The organism is Oceanobacillus zhaokaii, from assembly GCF_003352005.1.
GTDB classification, from domain to species: domain Bacteria; phylum Bacillota; class Bacilli; order Bacillales; family Amphibacillaceae; genus Oceanobacillus; species Oceanobacillus zhaokaii.
This window is the reverse complement of sequence record NZ_CP024848.1, coordinates 1618028-1637193: the sequence shown is the minus strand read 5'-3', so window position 1 is coordinate 1637193 and position 19166 is coordinate 1618028. Positions and strand designations below refer to the sequence as shown.

Here is a 19166-nt window from a genome sequence, read left to right as displayed (position 1 = left end):
CTTCTTCTTATTGATAGAGGTCCATGTTTTTTTTGGTCCATCCGATACAACAGATCCAATAAGCTTGATTTAGGCTAATCGCAGATTTTCTGAGGAGGTAAATAATAATGACATCTAGCAAACGAATTGAAACTAAATTAGTGCAAATTGGAAATAGGAGTGACCCAGTAACTGGCGCTATCAATCCACCAATATACTTATCAACAGCATTCCAGCATAAAGGTCTTGGACAATCGACCGGTTTTGATTATTCTCGAACAAAGAATCCGACACGGTCTATTCTAGAAGAAGCAATTACGGATTTAGAGGATGGTGATGCCGGTTTTGCCTGTAGTTCTGGGATGGCTGCAATTCAATTAGTGCTATCCCTCTTCCGTTCAGGGGATCACCTACTGGTACCTGAAGATATTTATGGTGGAACCTTTCGTTTACTCGATTACTATGTAAAAACCTATGATATTAAAACCACATATGTACCCTTTGATCATGTTACAACAACTGAACAATATATTTCTGACAGAACGAAGGCTATTTATATCGAAACACCGACCAATCCATTAATGCAGGAAATAAATATTAGACAATACGCTGATTTAGCTCATAAACATGACTTATTGCTGATTGTCGATAATACATTTTTAACTCCATATTTACAGCAGCCATTAACATTAGGTGCTGATATCGTCCTTCATAGTGCTACGAAATATATCGGTGGTCATAATGACGTTTTAGGCGGACTAGTTGTAGCAAAAGGAGGTAGTATATGTGAAAGGCTCGCATTCAATCATAATGCAGCCGGCGCAGTTCTTTCGGCATTTGATTCTTGGCTATTGATTCGCGGATTAAAAACCCTTGCACTTCGAATGGTTAAACATGAAGAAAATGCGAAAGAGCTTGCAAGTTTTTTAAATGTGCAACCTGAAGTATCCGATGTGCTCTATCCTAATAAGGGTGGGATGCTATCCTTTCGATTACAGGAAAGCAAGTGGATTAATCCATTTTTATCAAGTCTGAAACTCATCGTTTTTGCTGAAAGTCTAGGAGGTGTCGAAAGCTTCATTACCTACCCAGCAACACAAACCCATACAGATATACCCAGGGAAGATAGAATAAGGCGAGGAATCAGTGATGATTTACTTAGATTTTCTGTAGGTATTGAACAAGTAGAAGATTTGAAAGCAGATTTATTTCAAGCTTTATCACAATTACAGAAGGAGGACGATTATCATGAGTCAATCTGTAAATCATCAAGAGACAAAATTAATTCATGCGGCTGGAAACGGTAAAGGAGATCCGATTACTGGGGCTGTAAATCCTCCCATCTACTTATCATCTACCTTCCACCAAAAACGCTTCGATACATTTGGTGATTTTGATTACAGTAGATCAGGAAATCCAACAAGACAGGTTGTCGAAGAAAAGATTGCGGAACTAGAGGGTGGTGCAAGAGGCCTTGCATTCGCTTCAGGAATGGCGGCTATTTCATCGGCATTTTTCTTGTTATCTGCTGGTGACCATGTCGTTGTGACAAAGGACGTATATGGGGGAACTTATCGTTTTGTAACAGAGGTCCTGAATAAATATGAGATTGATTATACATTTGTAGACATGACAGATTTGGATGCAGCTGCACAGGCAATCCAATCGAATACAAAGGTTGTATATATGGAGACGCCCTCAAATCCTTGTTTGAACATTACTGACTTATCAGCGTTAATCCGGGTTGCCCATGCAAACAATTGTTTAGCTTTTGTCGATAACACATTTATGACCCCACTATTCCAAAATCCAATTGCGCTAGGTGCAGATCTTGTGCTTCACAGCGCAACAAAATTTCTATCCGGTCATAGTGATATTATTGCTGGATTAGCAGTTACAAAAACAACTGAACTTGGTGAGAAACTGGCCTTCATTCAAAATTCCTTTGGCTCTATTTTAGGTGCACAGGACGCCTACCAATTAATACAGGGAATCAAGACATTAGGAACACGCATGAGACAGTCTACTAAATCAGCTGAAAAGATTGCTAACTTTTTAGAAACACATCCCATAGTAAAAGATGTTTACTACCCGGGATTGACTACGCATCCAGGACATACGATTCACCGTTCTCAGTCAACAGGTTATGGAGCTGTTCTCTCATTCAAGTTGCCGACAAAAAAAGCAACGAAGGCTTTTGTTGAAAATGTACAAATTCCCGTTTTTGCAGTGAGTCTGGGTGCTGTAGAATCGATTCTTTCCTACCCAGCAACAATGTCACATGCCGCGATGCCCAAAGAAGAACGAGATAAGCGAGGAATTACTGATGGGCTGTTAAGATTTTCTGTAGGACTTGAGCATGTTGATGATCTTCTGGCTGATTTTGTTCAAGCATTGAATTATGCTAAAGCTACATTAACAGAGCAAGAGGAATTGATTGGTAAAGCTGCATATTAGAAAAGGAAGAATTTAAGCGAAGTCCTTTTATAAAAAAGCTAATAAAGTGAATTTCAACTGGAATGATGGGATATTTATAGTGAAAATGCTCGAAGTTGGAGGGGTTATATTGATCAGTTGCTTAGCAGATAGAGCGCCTCATGTCTCAGCAATCAACCCGCTCCAACCGCTAATCTTTAACTCTTTAAGTTGTTAGCCAAAACGGTCAATAATCTCGACAATCTCATCCTCTATTAATTTCCCATCCTCTTCATTTAATAAATTATTTATCATTATTGAGAAAATCAAGTCATTGCCTTTATTTGTTTTCATATAGCCTGAAAGCGTACTGACTCCTTCAATTGTGCCTGTTTTTGCTCTAACGGACTTACCTTGCAATCTTTCATATAATGTACCACCAATCATTCGCTCTGCAGCTCCTGCTGCTGGAAGAGATTTTAGATACACAGGGAACCAGTTTCTTTTCTGTATCTGAACTAGAAGATTTGTAATTTCATTGGCCGGTATAAGATTACTATGTGATATACCAGATCCATCTTTAATTAAAATTGATTCCATATTAATGCCAAGCTTAGCTAGCTCTCTTTTCATCACTCGTATACCTTTTTCCCAGCTTCCTTCCCCATAAACTATCCTCCCCATTTCTTTAACTAATATTTCTGCATGTCCATTATTACTAAGTTTCATAAATGGAATAAGTAATTCGGATAACGGTATTGATTTACGGGTAAAGATTAACTGTGTATTTCTGGGAGCTTGTCCGATTCTTGCTTCACCATCGCATACAATACCTTGTTTTTTAAGTGCATCTCTAAATAGATCCAAGGCATACAATGATGGTTCTGGGACAGACATAAATTCTCTTCGTTTTTCTGAACCAAACATTATATTTCCATAGATACGAATTATGTTTGAACCGTAATCTCTTGTAATTATGAGTTCATCTTCTGCAGCTACTTCTGCAGTAACTGCATTATTTTCAATCCTAATAATATCTGTATTTGGAAAAATAGTGTATGTTGGTTTGGTACCAATAGTGTCTCCAGGTTTAATTTCTACAATAATTGAACCAGTATCATAATCATCGTTCGGTGATGCTGTTAATGCAGATACTTGTGCACCATAGTAATATTGCTCATCGGTCCAGACTAAATCGGGTGAAATCCGATTATCGTCATACCACGTATCATCACCGATGATATCCCCTTCAATTTTATTGATTCCATTTTTAATTAATTGTTTAGCAAGCTTGTTAAAGGCAGATGGCACTAAGGTTGGGTCGCCTTTTCCAATTAGGTATAAATTTCCTTTTAAGATTCCTCCTTCGATAAAACCTGTCATTCTCATCTCTGTTTGAAATGTATAACCTTCGCCGAGGATAGATAATGCAGCTGCACTAGTGAATAGCTTCATATTTGAGGCTGGATGCAATCGAGTATCGCCAAAATGATTATAATATTTTTCACCTGAAGATTGCGAGTGAATACTAATGCCAATTAATGCCCCATGTAATTTCAGATTGTTATTGAGATAATTATCAAGTTGTATTTTCATAGTCAACCTCCTTACAGATGTAATTAGTAACTGTCTATCTATTTCTATAAGAAGTCAGCAGATACCTTCATTAGAATTCAAGATAAGTTTGTACGCAAAATCTTATGCTTAAATAAAAATAATATGAAATATATGGTTTCCTTGCCCTTTCTAAGGTACATTTTCTTCATATACTACTAAGGTAAACAGAAATGGGGGTGACAAAATGAGTGAACAATACGGAGGTCATGGAAACATGGGATTTGCGTTGATAGTTGTTCTATTTATCTTGTTAATTATTGTTGGTACTGCATTTGTAGGATACTAATTAGTCCCATGCCAGCATCATATCATCAGCTTATCTATATTTCCTCCTCGATCGGATAACGGATGATTAAATTAATTATGAAGGATGCTTATGCATCCTTTTTTTAAGCTGTGGGGGAAAAATGACCTCCATTATATTATATAGAGATCATTTCTTTGATCATTCAAACGTTTTAAACAAATAAGCTTAGAAGTAATACGAACACTAGACCACATACAGAGATAAGTGTTTCCAATACAGTCCATGTCGCGAACGTCTCCTTCATCGTTAATCCAAAGGACTCTTTCACAATCCAGAATCCAGTGTCATTAACATGTGAAGCAATAATACTACCTGCACCAGTTGCAAGCACCATTAATTCAAGGTTTACACCTGTTCCCGCCATCATCGGGATTACGAGACCTGCTGTTGTTAAAGCTGCTACAGTAGCAGATCCTTGTGCAAGTCTTAGTAATGCAGCGATCAACCATGCTAATATAAGTGGCGATATAGTACTACCATCAAAAATTTGTGCAACATAATCCCCTACACCACCATCAATAAGTACTTGCTTCAGTGCACCACCTGCACCCAGAATAAGTAGCATCATTCCAATGGCTGCAACTGCATTTTCAGCGGATTGCATTAATTGCTTCATTGGGATTTTTCTAGAAACACCCATCGTATATATTGCAACTAATACAGAGAGCAACATAACTGTAGTTGGTGATCCAACCATTGAAACAATATCAAAAAACGAATTATCAGATATTCCCATTGATTCCTGTAGTAAAGTTAAGATTGTAGAAACGCCCATCAGAATTACAGGGAACAACGCTGTAAATGCACTTACCCCAAAACTTGGTGTATCTTCCAGTTTGAATTGTTTTGCTTTACCGATGGATGCCATACTTCCTGTTGGTTCTTTTTCAAAGGCTGATGGTACAAACTTTCTTGCAATTTTTGCGAATAAAGGACCCGCTATAATTACCGTCGGAATCGCAATGATGAAACCATATACTAATACCATTCCAACATTTGCACCGTATTCCTGAGCAATAACAGTTGGACCTGGATGTGGTGGCAAGAATGCATGAGTAACAGATAACGCTGTAGCCATCGGAAGTCCAAGCCATAAAAACTGAATATTTAGCTGTTTTGCGATTTGGTAAATAATCGGAATTAATAACACAAGACCAACTTCAAAGAACAATGCAATCCCTAAAATAAACCCTACAGCTACAACCGCCCACTGTATTCGTCTCTCACCGAATTTATCAATTAAAGTCATTGCAATGCGTTGGGCTCCACCCGCATCAGCAATTAGCTTACCAAGAATTGCTCCAAGACCAAAGACCAATGCTATTCCGCCGAGAGTGCCTCCCATACCGGCTTCAATTGACCCAACAATTTCTGTTATCGGCATTCCTAAAGCTAATGCAATAATAAAGGACACAACAACCAAGGATATAAATGTATTAATATTAAATTTCATTATCATTATTAGTAATACTACAACACCAATTGCGACGATTAATAATGGCATACTTCTTTCTCTCTCCCCTTATTGAAACCAAACAAGTTTGACTCAATTATATTAATTTTTCAATTCTACCCAACATTTTACAGCGGTTACATTAACTGCGTAATCGCTCACAAAATTAGAAAAACTTTTATTCTTTTAATTGGTTACAGTCCTAGTTTCACTTACTCAAATAAGAGTTCACTTATATTTATTTAGTCAAATAACGACCCGGCCTTTACCGATATTGGAGTATTTTTCTTGAATAGAAGCTCTAATATTTGTTAAAGCTTCTATTTAGAACTTTACTTCAATGTATACACGTCATTTATTCGATCTCAATAACAGCTTTTCTTACCTTATCAGGATTTTTCTCTATAAACTCGAATGCTTCCTTCACTTGACTAATATGAAAACGATGGGTTACGAGACCCTCATGAGTTAACTCTTTTGAATTAATTAATTCTACTACTTTTCCAAATTGATTGGTTTGGAGTCTTGAACCAGTAATCGTTAATTCTTTCTTAGTAATCGGCATAAGCGCAATTGATGATGGTGTTGCATTAAACCCAAGTGTAACAACATTTCCAGCTGGGGACGCGACATCAACACTTAATTCAAAGGTTTGCGGCATGCCTACCGCATCAATTACAACATTTGCACCTTCATCATTTGTAATTTCATTGATTCTTTCCTTCACATCAACTTCAGAAGGATTGATAATATAATCCGCACCATTTTCCTTAGCAAATGCCAGTCTTTCATTTGTCATATCAGAAATGATAACAATAGCACCACGAAGCTTAGCCATTTTTAAAACCGTAATCCCGATCGGTCCTGCTCCTTGGATGAATACAGTTTGTCCCTCTTGAACGTTGCCTCTCCATGTTGCTTGAGCACCAATAGTATAAGGCTCAGCCATTACTGCTTCATCCCAAGAAATCTCAGAATCTACTTTATGCACTTGTCTCTCTGGAAGAACGGCGAATTCTCTCATTCCACCATCTTCATGGACACCAAATACCGAGACTTCTTTACATACATTTGGTCTTTCATTTTTACATGCATAGCACTCGCCACAATAACTGATTGGTTCTATTACGACATGGTCACCAACTGCAACATTACTTACATTTGTACCAATTTCAACTATTTCCCCCGCAACTTCATGACCAACGATTCTTGGATATGTGGCAAGTGGGTTCGTGCCATGGTATATATGCATATCTGAACCACAAATTCCTACTCTCTTTACTTTTATTTTCACTTCGTTTTCTTGCTCTATCGCCGGCTCTACTACATCCAACGTTTCGATTATATTTGCCTCTGGAATTCTTATAGCTTTCATTTTCCTCTTCCTCCCATACTATCACCATACTATGTAATCCCTTTCAAAAATCATTAAAGATTAACTAAAATATGATAACAATCACAATTGCGTTTTTATTGTAATTCAAATTTACCAAAGCGGGTGCTGGAAATTTTCATTCATCTCTCTTCGATTACAACATTTGGATTGGAATCATTATTTAGATTTGACATGTAACATTTCACATATCACAATAAAACCATACAATATTTATTTATAGCTGTCAAATTAAAGTACTAATAAAAATCAAGTCTAGTTTTCTTTTTAACGAAAGCATTATATAATAATCGATATACAGAGCTTTGAAGAAATATATCAACAATATGTGATTGAATTCTAGAACAAGGGGATAATAAATCATGTCTAAAATTGAAACTTCTCTTTTAGCAGATCAGGTATATAAAATCCTGCGAAGCAAAATAATTACTGGTGAATACAAACCTAGTGATAAACTGGATATTCACAAATTGGCTGATGAATTTGGGGTAAGCCGCTCTCCTGTTAAGGATGCAATTAATCAACTCGTTTATGATGGATTGATTGAAATCATTCCTCGTAAAGGCACTTATGTAACCGAATTAGACTTTACTGATTTTCTAGAAGTACTTGACGCGAGATTAATGATTGAATTGTGGGCTGCACAACAAGTAATCCAAACTGTAACAATCGAAGAATTAGAAAAATGGGGACAGATTGTAGCAAAGATGGAATTATTACTGAAAAAGGATTCTTTTAATTTCGATAAATATAATAAATTGGATATGCAATTCCATTCAAGTTTAATCGATTGGACTGGCAATAAAAAGATAAAAGAAATGTTTCTCTCGTTAAATACTCATGTATCCTTGTCGCGTATCGTTCACTCGACATCCTTGGAAAGTACAATAAAAAGGCATCGTGATCATTGGCTGCTTTTCGAATCGATGAAAGCCCGGGACTTAACAAGTTTTTCTGATGCAATATCCAGGCATATTGGCAGCTTAAAACAAGAAGCAAAAATACGATGGAATGAAGAAGAAAACTAGAATTAAAAGGCCAACTCCATTATGTTGGCGTCGGCCTTGTGTATATTGGTAAGAACAAATAAATAATGTTTTATGAATAGTTTATAACTCCAAGCAACCGATACTCTCTTGTTCTTCCATCTCTTATTCTGGCTCTTTTCAAGCATCCTCTTCAAAAGACAGAACAGTAAGCTTAGTCAGACTTCCAACATCAGCATTTCTTGTACTGATTGGTTGATTTTCTCTGTCAGCTGATCATTACAAGAAATGCGTGACAACATTGGTCCCACCATTATCTACAACTCGTAAATATGCTTCATTTTGCGCATTACCATAAGTAACAACCTCTGCATCGTAACGCTCTGCAATTTGACTATAGATCGTTGCTCCTCCCCCGTCTTCTTTCCTTGAAAATCCTCAAGTGAGTTGTTGTCGGAGTTACTTCTTTACGAACTATATATCTAATTCATGACGATTTGCAATTTCCCGCATTAATTCAACATTATAGCCAGTAAGTTTATCTACAATGCCTTCTCCACCTTCATAATAGGAAGCTGGAAACAATGTACCAGAATTTCCTACAACTATTTCTCCTGCATCTTGGATTTCTGCCCATTTCTCATCAGCATTATTTGATTTTTCACTACTTATTTCTTTTTCACTCGAATCTCCACAAGCTCCTAAAGGATTGAAAGCACAAAAAACGACTAATAACCAAATCTTCTTCATCCTCTGTCTCCTTTGAGGATTTCTGTTATATAAGTAATTATAAGATTATAGCAACAGTCCTAACATGTGGAATCAAATATATGGAATATTCATTTCAGATATGAACCAAGGAAATTTTACATTATTTCACAGAAAGGAGAGAGACTAATTGAAAAAGGAGGTAATTGCTATGGCAAAAGGGAAAACAAAAACGAAAAACAAAAATAAAGAAGAGCTAAACGAGATGAAGAACAATAATAAATTTAAACGGAATCGCCCACCTGGCAATTAATACGATAATAATTAATACCACTGGGTAATATTTCTATCCAGTGGTATTGTATTGCGTAATATCTTAATCATGTTAATCTGTATTTTACCATAGTAAAATACACCAATAATGCCATCATACTACAAATGATAATCACAATTCCCATTGGCAATGATGTATGTTCCCCTCCTATTCCTACTAGAGGAGAGACAAGCGCACCGCCACCAAAAGGAAGGATACCTAGAAAAGCAGAAGCACTGCCCGCTGATTTTCCTTGTCTTTCCATTCCTAGTGAAAAACTTGCAGTTCCTACCATCCCCACACTGGATACAACAAGAAATAACGCTGGAATAATAGCCCATAGTGGCAGAGAAAACGAGACCACAATTAACAATAAGATGCTACCGATCACAGATATCATAATCCCTGTTAATAACAGTGTCGCTTCTTCTAGCTTATTTGCTAATTTACTCGTTAATTGGGCAGTAATGATAATTCCCACACCATTAGCCGCAAAGATCAGTGAGAACTGCTGTGGTGTTACATCGTAAATATTCTGTAAGACAAATGGTGAACCCGCTATGTATGCAAACATACTCATCGAAATAAAGGCCTGAGAAAGAGCTATTCCCATGAACACACGATCTTTCAATAGGTCACCAAATGTTTTGAATATCGCTAAAACACTTGCTTCGGATCTTTTTTCCAGTGGCAAGGTTTCAGGTAGTAAAAAAATTACCGATAAAAACATAATCAGACCAATCACGCTTAGAATGATGAATACAGCTGGCCAAGAAACCCAGTTTAGTACAGCGCCACCAAATATCGGAGCGAGGATTGGAGCAGCGCCATTTACAAGTGAGAGCAGTGCAATAAATTTTGTCAAATCCTTTCCATTATACATATCACGTGCAGATGCTCGGGCAATAACAATTCCTGCTGCCCCTGACACTCCCTGAACAAAACGCAATCCAATGAACATCCAAATGTTTGGGGTAAATGCACATGAGATTGATGCAATGGAATAAATTATCAGTGTTGACATGAGCGGACGACGTCGTCCCTGAATATCACTTAATGGTCCGAATATAAGCTGTCCAGCAGCTAGTCCTAATAAACAGGCTGTTAAACTTAATTGTGCAAATGATGCAGTCGTTTGCAGATCAACAGTTACAATTGGCAGTGCGGGCAAATACATATCCATTGATAATGGTCCAAAAGCGGTAAGCGACCCTAGCAATAAAACAATCCATACTTTATTCAATCGATCTCCCTCTGGATGAACTTCATGTTTTTTTCTAATACATTCATATATTGATTCTTTCCTCTCATTTATTCCAAATTATTATATGAATTATAGCATAATTCTGACCAAAAGAGACTTAATAATTGGTTACATACTGCCTTGGATTTTGTGGAGTTAAAACGCTTCAATTGATAATTTCAGTTCCCTGTGCAAGTTGAACACGCATTTGCTAGTAAGGGTCATCATATCCTATTTAGTTACCGAATACGGTTAGCGGAATAACAAAATTCAAGGGCTGATATTCATTTTTAGATTATGTCCCTGGCTTTAAGTATTATATTTTAGTTTCTACTCCTTCCAGTGATTGATGTCTGGCAATTTTACAATCTCTATTAATTGTTCAGCCACACAGAAACGAAGAGTAGTTGGTTTAATTTAGACTAAATTTGAATTAATATCCACCATACAGGGAGGAAGGTTAAATCTCCGATAAAAGGGTGAAAAATAGCGCAACCTTCGTCAACCGAAGAATGCGCTTTTTGTACCTTTATTTAAAACTCCTCGTATTCTGCCGGATCCTGATTCTTATTTCTACCATCTGGACGAGTAAGTTCCGCTATTAAGTTCATTTCTGTATCGCTCAATGTGAAATCAAAAATAGATATATTTTCCAGCTGGCGAATAGGCGACGCAGACTTAGGAATAGGGATTGCTCCTAGTTGATGATGCCAACGTAAAATAATTTGTGAAATAGATTTGTTATGTGTATCCGCAATTTGCTGCAATGTATCGTTTTGCAATACATCATTCGCTCTAGCAAGAGGACTCCAAGATTCCGTTTTCACATTGTGATCCGCATGCCATTTTCTTTGTTCCTCTTGATTGAAAAATGGATGTAATTCGATTTGATTAATGCTCGGTAACACGCCTGTTTCTTTCTCTAATCGCTCCAAATGTTCTGGCAAGAAATTACAAACACCGATTGAACGAATAAGTCCCCATTTTTTAGCATCAATCAATGCTTGCCAAGCTTCTACATAGTGATCCTGCTTTGGATTTGGCCAATGAATAAGATAAAGATCATAATAATCTAGATTTGCACGATATAATGATTCCTGAATTGTAGTTACTGCTTTATCATATTCATGATAACGACCAGGTAGTTTCGATGTAATCCTTAATTCCTCTCTCGAAGCTGTACTGCGGCGAATCGCTTCTCCTACCGTTCCTTCATTTTCATAATTATAAGCGGTATCAATTAGTCGGTAACCTATATTAATTGCACTTGTTATTGCACTCGCACCTGCATTTCCATTAAGCCCATATGTACCAAAACCAATAACTGGAACTGAAGTCCCATCGTTTAATGTAATTTCTTCAACCGATTTACTCATAAATAATATCCCCTTTATTCATTATTAATTTCTCCTATCGTCAATATATTTAGCGTACCATTTACAGGTTACGAATTTCAAATAATTCAGCTTGTTTAAGTGCTTGTATTCGATTGAGTTTACTTCCCAAACCTTATCGATTAATGTTGTTTATATAACAGTTCATATGTTTTAATTAAACCCAGTAACAGTTCTCATAGTGTTTACATATTGGAATTTCTGGTAAACTATACTAGAACTTAAACAAATATATATAACTGGGGGTAAAAGAATGGTACTGCCTAACTTTAAAGAAAATTTACAAAAATATGCGAAATTATTGGTCGCAAAAGGAATTAACGTTCAACCTGGTGATTGGGTGAAAATGACAATAAACGTTGATCAGGCACCATTAGCACGACTAATTACCAAAGAAGCATATGCACTAAAAGCTGAGAAGGTTATCGTGAAATGGTCTGACGATGAAATTAGCCGAGAACATTACTTAAACCAGTCTACAGAGGTATTAACTAATATTCCTAAATATGAAATTGAGGAATCTGAAGACCATGTATTGAATCATCGCGTAAGTCGACTTTCTATTATTTCTAGTGACCCTGGCCTACTTGACGGCGTCGATCCAACAAAGATTGCGACATATCAAAATGTGGCGGGTAAAGCCTTTGAGGCAACTAGAATTGCAACTCAAAACGATGATTTGAAATGGACAGTAGCTGCTGCAGCTGGAGCAGGATGGGCTGCAAAAGTATTCCCAGACTTAGCAACTAGCGAAGAACAAGTGGATGCATTATGGGATCAGATTTTTAAAACAAGCCGTGTATATGCTAATGACCCGATTGCAACATGGGATGAGCATAAAAAAACATTAAATGAAAAAGCAGCGAAGTTAAACGAAATTCAGTTCGATGCCTTACACTATAAAGCTCCTGGGACAGATTTAACATTAGGACTTCCTAAAAACCACATTTGGGCTAGTGCTGAAAGCTATAATCCAAAAGGAGAGGAATTTATTGCTAATATGCCAACTGAAGAAGTCTTCACCGCTCCAGATACACGTCGGATGGATGGTGTTGTAAAAAGCACGAAGCCACTTAGCTATGCTGGTACACTAATTGAAGGTATCGAAGTTCACTTTAAAGACGGAAAAATCGTTGATATTTCTGCTGAAAAAGGCGATGAAACAATTAAAAAATTAGTGAATGATAACGAAGGTGCAACTGGCTTGGGTGAGGTTGCGTTAGTGCCAGATCCATCACCAATTTCGCAATCAGGGATTACTTTCTTTAACACATTATTTGATGAAAATGCATCAAACCATTTAGCAATTGGTGCTGCCTACCCAACAACAATTAAAGGTGGCACTAAAATGAGTCAAGAAGAATTAAAAGAACATGGAATGAATACTTCTACTGTTCATGTTGACTTTATGATTGGTTCAGACAAAATGGATATTGATGGAATCAAACAAGATGGAACGATCATGCCAATTTTCCGTAATGGGGACTGGGCGTTTTAAATTCATGTGAAAATCTATAATTCAATTAATAATTCCAAGAGATAATTATCTCTTGGAATTATTTTTTCGATTACAAATTTACGTTCATAAAACGATTCTCTATAAAAATTTTCTATTTTTCCATTAATAACAGACTGCCTTGTTTATAATAATCCGCCCACTCCTGCTCTGGAACGAGTCCACCACCAGTAGACCAAGCAATATGTGTTACATTTTCATTGTTAATTACTTTATCTGTCAAATAATTCGATTGTTGCACCATTACTGGTCCAAGTAAACCCGCAGTCGCTGAAGGCTCTACTAGTATTTTTTCAGTATCTGCTAACAAATTCAGCAATTGAAATAACCTTTCATCCTCAATAGTATAGATTCCACTTACCAATTGTTCACTAATCGAACTTGCAAATGATGAGGGCCTGCCAACAGCTAGTCCATCAGCTGCTGTCTTATTATCAATCCCAAAATCCTGAACACTTACCCTCTCCATCTCCCCTGTAACTAGTCCGATTAACACTGCTGGCGAATGCACCGGCTCAACGAAGAAACAATGAACATTATCGCCAAAAACCTGCTTTAATCCAAAGGTAATTCCACCTGGTGCACCTCCTACCCCGCATGGAAGATAAACAAATAGTGGATGTTCACTATCAACTTGAATTTCGTTTTCCTTAAGTTGTTCCTTCAATCGAAGTGCTGCTGTACTATAACCTAGAAAAAGATGATTGGAGCTCTCGTCATCAACGAAATATCCTTTAGGATCTGCAATCGTTTGTTTCCTGCCGACTGCGATTGCCTCACTGAAATCGCCAGCAAACTCATGCACATTCGCACCTTTCTCCCTTAATAAATTCTTTTTCCAGTGTTTGGCATCACTTGACATGTATACATTCACCTTAAATCCAAGCTTTGCCGACATGATACCAATACTCAATCCTAAGTTCCCTGTTGAACCAACACCGATACTGTGTTGCTGGAAAAAACGCTTAAACGCTTTACTCGTAAAAACTTCATAATTGTCATCTTTTGTTAGTAAGCCAGCTTTTATTGCTAATGACTCTGCATAATGTAATACCTCATAAAAACCACCCCTAGCTTTTATTGAACCAGCAATAGATAATTCATTGTCACATTTCAAATAGAGATTTCCACTTATTTCTGATGAAAGCTTATCTTCTATTCTCGCTTTCATTGCCACAATTTTCTTAAGTGGCGATTCGATTATTCCATTTGTTGCTTTCGTTTCAGGGAATTCCTTTCTAAAAAATGGCTCGAAACGATTCCAAAGCTTCTCTGCCTCGTGAATATTCACCATCGTCAAATCAGTTGCATTGAACGCATTTACAGAAGTGAGCTTAGGGTTAATCCAAGTTACAGGATGTAGTTCCATGACTTCTTTTAAAACTGGATATTTACTTTGATAAGTTTCGATTATTTTTTTCGAAAACAATGTTATTTCCTCCTTTTTTAACCATAGAAAGCCAGAGTCAAGCCAAAATGAACTGGCGATCTATTTTCACTAATTAAATGAGAAGGTTTTCCACCCTTATGCACTCTAATACTTTTTCTTATTAGTTTCTCAGAAGCTTTGTTTATATTTTATGGTATCATACTATTTGAATCCGGAATAATTAAAACGATTAGAAAACTAGTCTGCACTTATTCGTTAATAATGTTTTTATGCTCTCTTAACTGCCAAGTATAACTTTAATTCCACCTAAAACAGAAATGAAAAAAGAACTTACATCCAAATGGCATGCAAGTTCCCCAAAATAAAATCAACCTATTCTAACTGCAATATTTTTTTCGTAAATCCAATATCGTTTGTGAAATAGCCGTCTACATTGAGCAATTTAACTCTCTCTTGTTCCTTTTTTTCCGTCTCCAAATCGTTAAAGAACACATGAACTTCTTTCCCTTGGCGATGTAATTCATTTACATTCTTTAATGTTACATCGGAAGCTTCCATCCCTATGAACGGATAGTCTGCCATTTTCGCTTCTTTCAAGCTGAACTTGCCTTTTCCAAATAATAAGGTTAACGGCACTTCAGGTGCTAATTCATGAATCCTTTCGAGACTATCCTGTGAAAAGGACTGAATCGTAACGAGTTTTTTCTCAATTAAATCATATTCATTCAACAGTTGGACTAATGATTCTTCCATGGCTAATACATCATTTACTAATCTTGTTTCAATATAATAATGTTCAGTATCTGTAAATGTATCTAGGATCTCTTTCAGTGTTGGAATCACTGCCACAGTTGATTGATTACTAAAAACCTCGATCGTTGGAATTTCCTTTATTTCCTCGAGATTATAGTGCGAAACCTCACCAGTACCATTCGTCGTTCGATCAATCGTCTTATCATGCATTGCAACTAATGATCCATCCTTTGTCATCCGTAAATCAACTTCAAGTGCATCGACATCATCATTAGCAGCTATTTTATATGCACTTATGGTACTTTCATTAAAACGATCATTGGCACCACGATGGGCAATTATCTTCGGAAAATCCGCTACCATCGGTTCAACTTCACAATTGCTGGAAATATAGAATACAAGTAAAATCATGATGCTAAAAAAAAGAATAAACCCTATACTTCTTTTATACAAATGATTTTCTTTCACTTCGATAAAATAACGCTCTTTCTGGGAAGTCAGTAATAATCGCATTTACATTTAAATCAAGTAATTGTTTTATTTCATCTTTATCATTAACTGTCCAGACACGTATTTTTTCAAAGAAATCTTTTAGATAGAAAGCATCCGATAAGGCGACTTGTTTTGATATATGTAATGCTTCTAAGTCCAGACTTTGAATGTAGTCCTGTGGGTGTGAGATTCGTTGATCCAGCAACCAGGCAATTTCAGCATATTTATTCAGCTTTTTAATCCGTAATAAAGTTGGTAGATGAAACGAAGAGAAAATAATTTTCCTGCCATTCCCAAACTGTTCCACAATTGATAATACTTTCTCTTCAATGCCCTCATAGTTAATTAAATAGGTTTTTAATTCAATATTTAATTCGGTATCATATGGTTCGAGAAGTTCTAATACTTCCTTAAGTGTCGGCACACGTTCTGCTCCCCATGATGCCTCATCATAGCCAGGAAAATGTTCGTAATTAACACCAGCACTAAATTCTTTTATTTCTTGTAGTGTAAAATCTTTAATATATCCGTTTCCATCTGTCGTCCTGTCCAATATTTCATCATGAATAACGATTACTTCACCATCTTTTGTTAGTTGAACATCTAATTCAATTCCATCGACACCTTGCTCAATTGCTTTTTGAAATCCTAACAATGTATTTTCCGGATAAGTACCCATACATCCTCGATGCCCATATATTTTTGTCGCAGTCATCGTTATACATCCTCCTAGAATTAATTAGATACGGAACAGTTTCTTCTTATCCAATATTGCTAAAAAAAAACTAAGGTCTAGCCAAGCCTTTGGGTGGCAGCCTTAGTTACAATCATTCAGTAAAAAGTCGTTATACTTTTCTTACCTGCCAAATAGAGAAAAAAAGCATGTTTCATTGCTTTTTTCTCTCTATATTAGCAATCTTGATAATACCTTTTAAAGCTTATTCTCCTCGAGCTGCATTTGCTTGCTCAATTGCAGCATTAAATTGATCTACTGCTGCATTATATGCATCGTCTACTTCTCCGCCATTATATACGGTTTCTAGTGCAGTTTCCATAATTTTACGACCTTCTGGAATCATATCCATTAATGCACCCTGTGTAGCATAAGAAGCTTCTGTAGCCTGTAATTGGTCTACTGTTACTTGTAATTGTGGCATTTCTTCATGAGCATCAATTACTACTTGTTCATCGTAAGCAGCTGGATTAATTGCAAAATATCCTGTACCTACATGCCATTCCGCTTGAATTTCAGGCGTTTGTAAATATTTCATGAAATCCCATGCAGCCTTTTGTTCTTCTTCTGATTTACCGTCAATCATCCAAAGACTAGCACCACCGATGACTACACCGGCACGTTCCTTATCTTCTGGATGTGGTAAAAATGCAATTCCAACTTCAAATGGTGCATGATCAATAACATCCCTTGAGCTTGCTGAAGATTGTAAGAACATAGAAACATCACCAGCTAAGAACCCAGCCATCATGTTATCTTCGTTAGTACCATAGTTTGCAAATGTTTCATCATCGACCATACGTTTTACCCATTCGAAGATAGATTTTCCTTCTTCTTCCGTCCAGCCAATCTCAGTTGGCGTTTCTGTACGTCCATTGTCATTATTCAATAGTAGTGCACCTTGGTTTGCTAATAGTTGCTCATATAACCAACCATATGCTTGTAATGCAAAACCCTTCATGCCCGCATTTGATTCTACAATTGCTTTACTTGCTTCTTCAACTTCTTCAAAAGTTTCTGGGGGTGCTTCTGGATCTAGTCCAGCAGCTTCAAAAGCATCTTTATTGTAATACATTACAGGAGTAGAAGAGTTAAAAGGCATCGAATAGAATGTACCATCTAAAGAATAATAATTTACAATGTTCTCTTCTAATCCACTCATATCATAGCCATCTGCATCAATTAATTCTTGGATTGGTACAATACTTCCACTATTGATCATTGACATTGTACCGATTTCAAATGTTTGAATCATCGTTGGTGCACTATCTGTACCAGCAACACTATTAAACTTTGTTAATGCTTCATCATATGTACCTTGGTATTCTGCATTTACTTGCACTGCGTCTTGAGAGCTGTTGTAGCTATCGACGATTGCATTTAATGCTTCTTGTCCAGCTCCGCCCATCGAATGCCAGAACGTTACAGTTTGTTTCTCTCCACTTGCTTCACTGCCTTCCGCCGAAGCTTCAGTACTTTCAGATTCAGCTGCACTATTAGTTTCTTCTGGATCTCCTTCATCATTACATGCTGCAATGAAGAGCACCAATCCTAACATCAGTATTGCGATAAGCTTTTTCATTCTCTTTGCACTCCCCTAGTTTTTAAAATTTTTATAGTTATCCTGCCTTTGTAGACAGTATGACTCATGATTAAATATTTCTATTTCAAAGCACCTTCTGTTAATCCTTTTTGCAGTTTATTTTGTCCTAAGAATAAGAGAATCAATGTAGGGATAACTACAATAGTTGCACCTGCCATAATTACTCCCCAGTCATTTAATTGCTCCTGTGTTTGGAGCTGTTTCAACCCAATTTGTACGGTGCGGACACTATCATTTGTTGTTGCGAGAAGTGGCCATAAGTACATATTCCAAGATGTTAAAAATCCGTAGACACCTAGTGTTAACAAGCTCGTTCTTGATACTGGCAGAACAACTGACAAATAGAATTTAAAATCACCCATCCCTGCAATTTGACTCGCCTCACGCAATTCTTTCGGAATTTGCTTGAAATTCTGCCTAAGCAAAAATGTACCAAATGCCAGAGCAAAAAATGGAACCGATAATCCCTCGTACTCATCAATCCACCCTAAATCACGAATCGTATGAAAGTTAGGGATGATAGATGCCTCAAATGGAACCATCATTGTTGCAATAAATAGATAAAATAATACATCTCTTCCTTTAAATTCTAAGAAGACAAAAGCATATGCAGCTAAACTGGATAAGATTAATTGTCCTAACATAATAGCAACTGAAATGATTAGACTATTAAACAAATATTTCAGTAATGGAAATTGACCAAATGCTTTTACATAATTATCGAGTGACAACGTGGTTGGCAGGCTACCCGTCATAATATCTTTGTTTGCCATGAAACTCATCACAAAGGCCATTAACGTTGGGGCAAATACAAAAAATGCAGAAATTATAAGTAAAATATAGAATATAATCTTTTTGCTGATTGGCATGG

General features: G+C 36.7%; 16 protein-coding genes. 5 read left to right on the top strand and 11 right to left on the bottom strand.

What is annotated here, in order from left to right:
- The first annotated feature begins 107 nt into the window (after positions 1-107).
- Together CUC15_RS08295 and metC are read left to right on the top strand one after the other, a co-directional pair.
- The gene (locus CUC15_RS08295) at positions 108-1286 is read left to right on the top strand and encodes a methionine biosynthesis PLP-dependent protein (RefSeq protein WP_114916206.1); all 1179 of its coding nucleotides are present in this window, start codon (positions 108-110) and stop codon (positions 1284-1286) included.
- Complete coding sequence (metC, locus tag CUC15_RS08290; protein ID WP_114916205.1) at positions 1228-2436, top strand: cystathionine beta-lyase; 1209 nt, start codon at positions 1228-1230, stop codon at positions 2434-2436. The genes CUC15_RS08295 and metC overlap by 59 nt, the downstream gene beginning before the upstream one ends.
- Positions 2437-2628: 192 nt before the next feature.
- Here metC and dacB read toward each other — a convergent pair whose 3' ends face one another.
- Positions 2629-3990: a D-alanyl-D-alanine carboxypeptidase/D-alanyl-D-alanine endopeptidase gene (dacB, locus tag CUC15_RS08285; protein ID WP_114916204.1), complete on the bottom strand. Its 1362-nt coding sequence runs from the start codon at positions 3988-3990 to the stop codon at positions 2629-2631.
- A gap of 205 nt (positions 3991-4195) precedes the next feature.
- Here dacB and CUC15_RS08280 point away from each other — a divergent pair, with 205 nt between their 5' ends.
- Positions 4196-4297 carry a YjcZ family sporulation protein gene (locus tag CUC15_RS08280; RefSeq protein ID WP_114916203.1) on the top strand — a complete coding sequence of 34 codons (102 nt, stop codon included), beginning with the start codon at positions 4196-4198 and terminating at the stop codon, positions 4295-4297.
- 172 nt (positions 4298-4469) lie between these two features.
- Here CUC15_RS08280 and CUC15_RS08275 read toward each other — a convergent pair whose 3' ends face one another.
- Together CUC15_RS08275 and CUC15_RS08270 are read right to left on the bottom strand one after the other, a co-directional pair.
- A complete protein-coding gene (locus CUC15_RS08275) occupies positions 4470-5822 on the bottom strand; it encodes a gluconate:H+ symporter (protein ID WP_114916202.1) in 1353 nt (450 codons plus the stop codon).
- Positions 5823-6126: 304 nt separating this feature from the next.
- Complete coding sequence (locus CUC15_RS08270; protein WP_114916201.1) at positions 6127-7146, bottom strand: zinc-binding alcohol dehydrogenase family protein; 1020 nt, start codon at positions 7144-7146, stop codon at positions 6127-6129.
- A 380-nt stretch (positions 7147-7526) separates the two neighbouring features.
- On the opposite strand from CUC15_RS08270, the gene CUC15_RS08265 reads away from it, so the two are divergent.
- A complete protein-coding gene (locus tag CUC15_RS08265) occupies positions 7527-8192 on the top strand; it encodes a GntR family transcriptional regulator (RefSeq protein ID WP_114916200.1) in 666 nt (221 codons plus the stop codon).
- Between the two features lie 432 nt (positions 8193-8624).
- Here the strand turns inward: CUC15_RS08265 and CUC15_RS08260 are convergent, their stop codons facing one another.
- The 3 genes from CUC15_RS08260 to CUC15_RS08250 form a co-directional block, all read right to left on the bottom strand.
- Entirely contained in the window at positions 8625-8900 is a 276-nt protein-coding gene (locus CUC15_RS08260) for a hypothetical protein (RefSeq protein ID WP_114916199.1), read from the bottom strand.
- Positions 8901-9238: 338 nt separating this feature from the next.
- Entirely contained in the window at positions 9239-10486 is a 1248-nt protein-coding gene (locus tag CUC15_RS08255; RefSeq protein ID WP_423241378.1) for a multidrug effflux MFS transporter, read from the bottom strand.
- Between the two features lie 461 nt (positions 10487-10947).
- On the bottom strand, positions 10948-11790 hold the full coding sequence (locus CUC15_RS08250) for an aldo/keto reductase (protein WP_114916197.1): 843 nt from the start codon (positions 11788-11790) through the stop codon (positions 10948-10950).
- 271 nt (positions 11791-12061) lie between these two features.
- Between CUC15_RS08250 and CUC15_RS08245 the strand changes: the two genes are divergently transcribed.
- Entirely contained in the window at positions 12062-13306 is a 1245-nt protein-coding gene (locus CUC15_RS08245; protein WP_114916196.1) for an aminopeptidase, read from the top strand.
- Positions 13307-13418: 112 nt separating this feature from the next.
- Here the strand turns inward: CUC15_RS08245 and CUC15_RS08240 are convergent, their stop codons facing one another.
- The 5 genes from CUC15_RS08240 to CUC15_RS08220 form a co-directional block, all read right to left on the bottom strand.
- Positions 13419-14759 (bottom strand): D-serine ammonia-lyase, encoded by a 1341-nt coding sequence (locus CUC15_RS08240; protein ID WP_114916195.1) that lies wholly within the window; start codon positions 14757-14759, stop codon positions 13419-13421.
- A 327-nt stretch (positions 14760-15086) separates the two neighbouring features.
- Positions 15087-15830, bottom strand: coding sequence for a glycerophosphodiester phosphodiesterase (locus tag CUC15_RS08235; RefSeq protein ID WP_162800288.1), 744 nt, complete (start codon positions 15828-15830; stop codon positions 15087-15089).
- Between the two features lie 82 nt (positions 15831-15912).
- Positions 15913-16674: a glycerophosphodiester phosphodiesterase gene (locus CUC15_RS08230; RefSeq protein WP_114916193.1), complete on the bottom strand. Its 762-nt coding sequence runs from the start codon at positions 16672-16674 to the stop codon at positions 15913-15915.
- Between the two features lie 223 nt (positions 16675-16897).
- Entirely contained in the window at positions 16898-18274 is a 1377-nt protein-coding gene (locus CUC15_RS08225; RefSeq protein WP_114916192.1) for an ABC transporter substrate-binding protein, read from the bottom strand.
- 80 nt (positions 18275-18354) lie between these two features.
- Positions 18355-19164: a carbohydrate ABC transporter permease gene (locus CUC15_RS08220; protein ID WP_114918415.1), complete on the bottom strand. Its 810-nt coding sequence runs from the start codon at positions 19162-19164 to the stop codon at positions 18355-18357.
- Positions 19165-19166 lie beyond the last annotated feature (2 nt).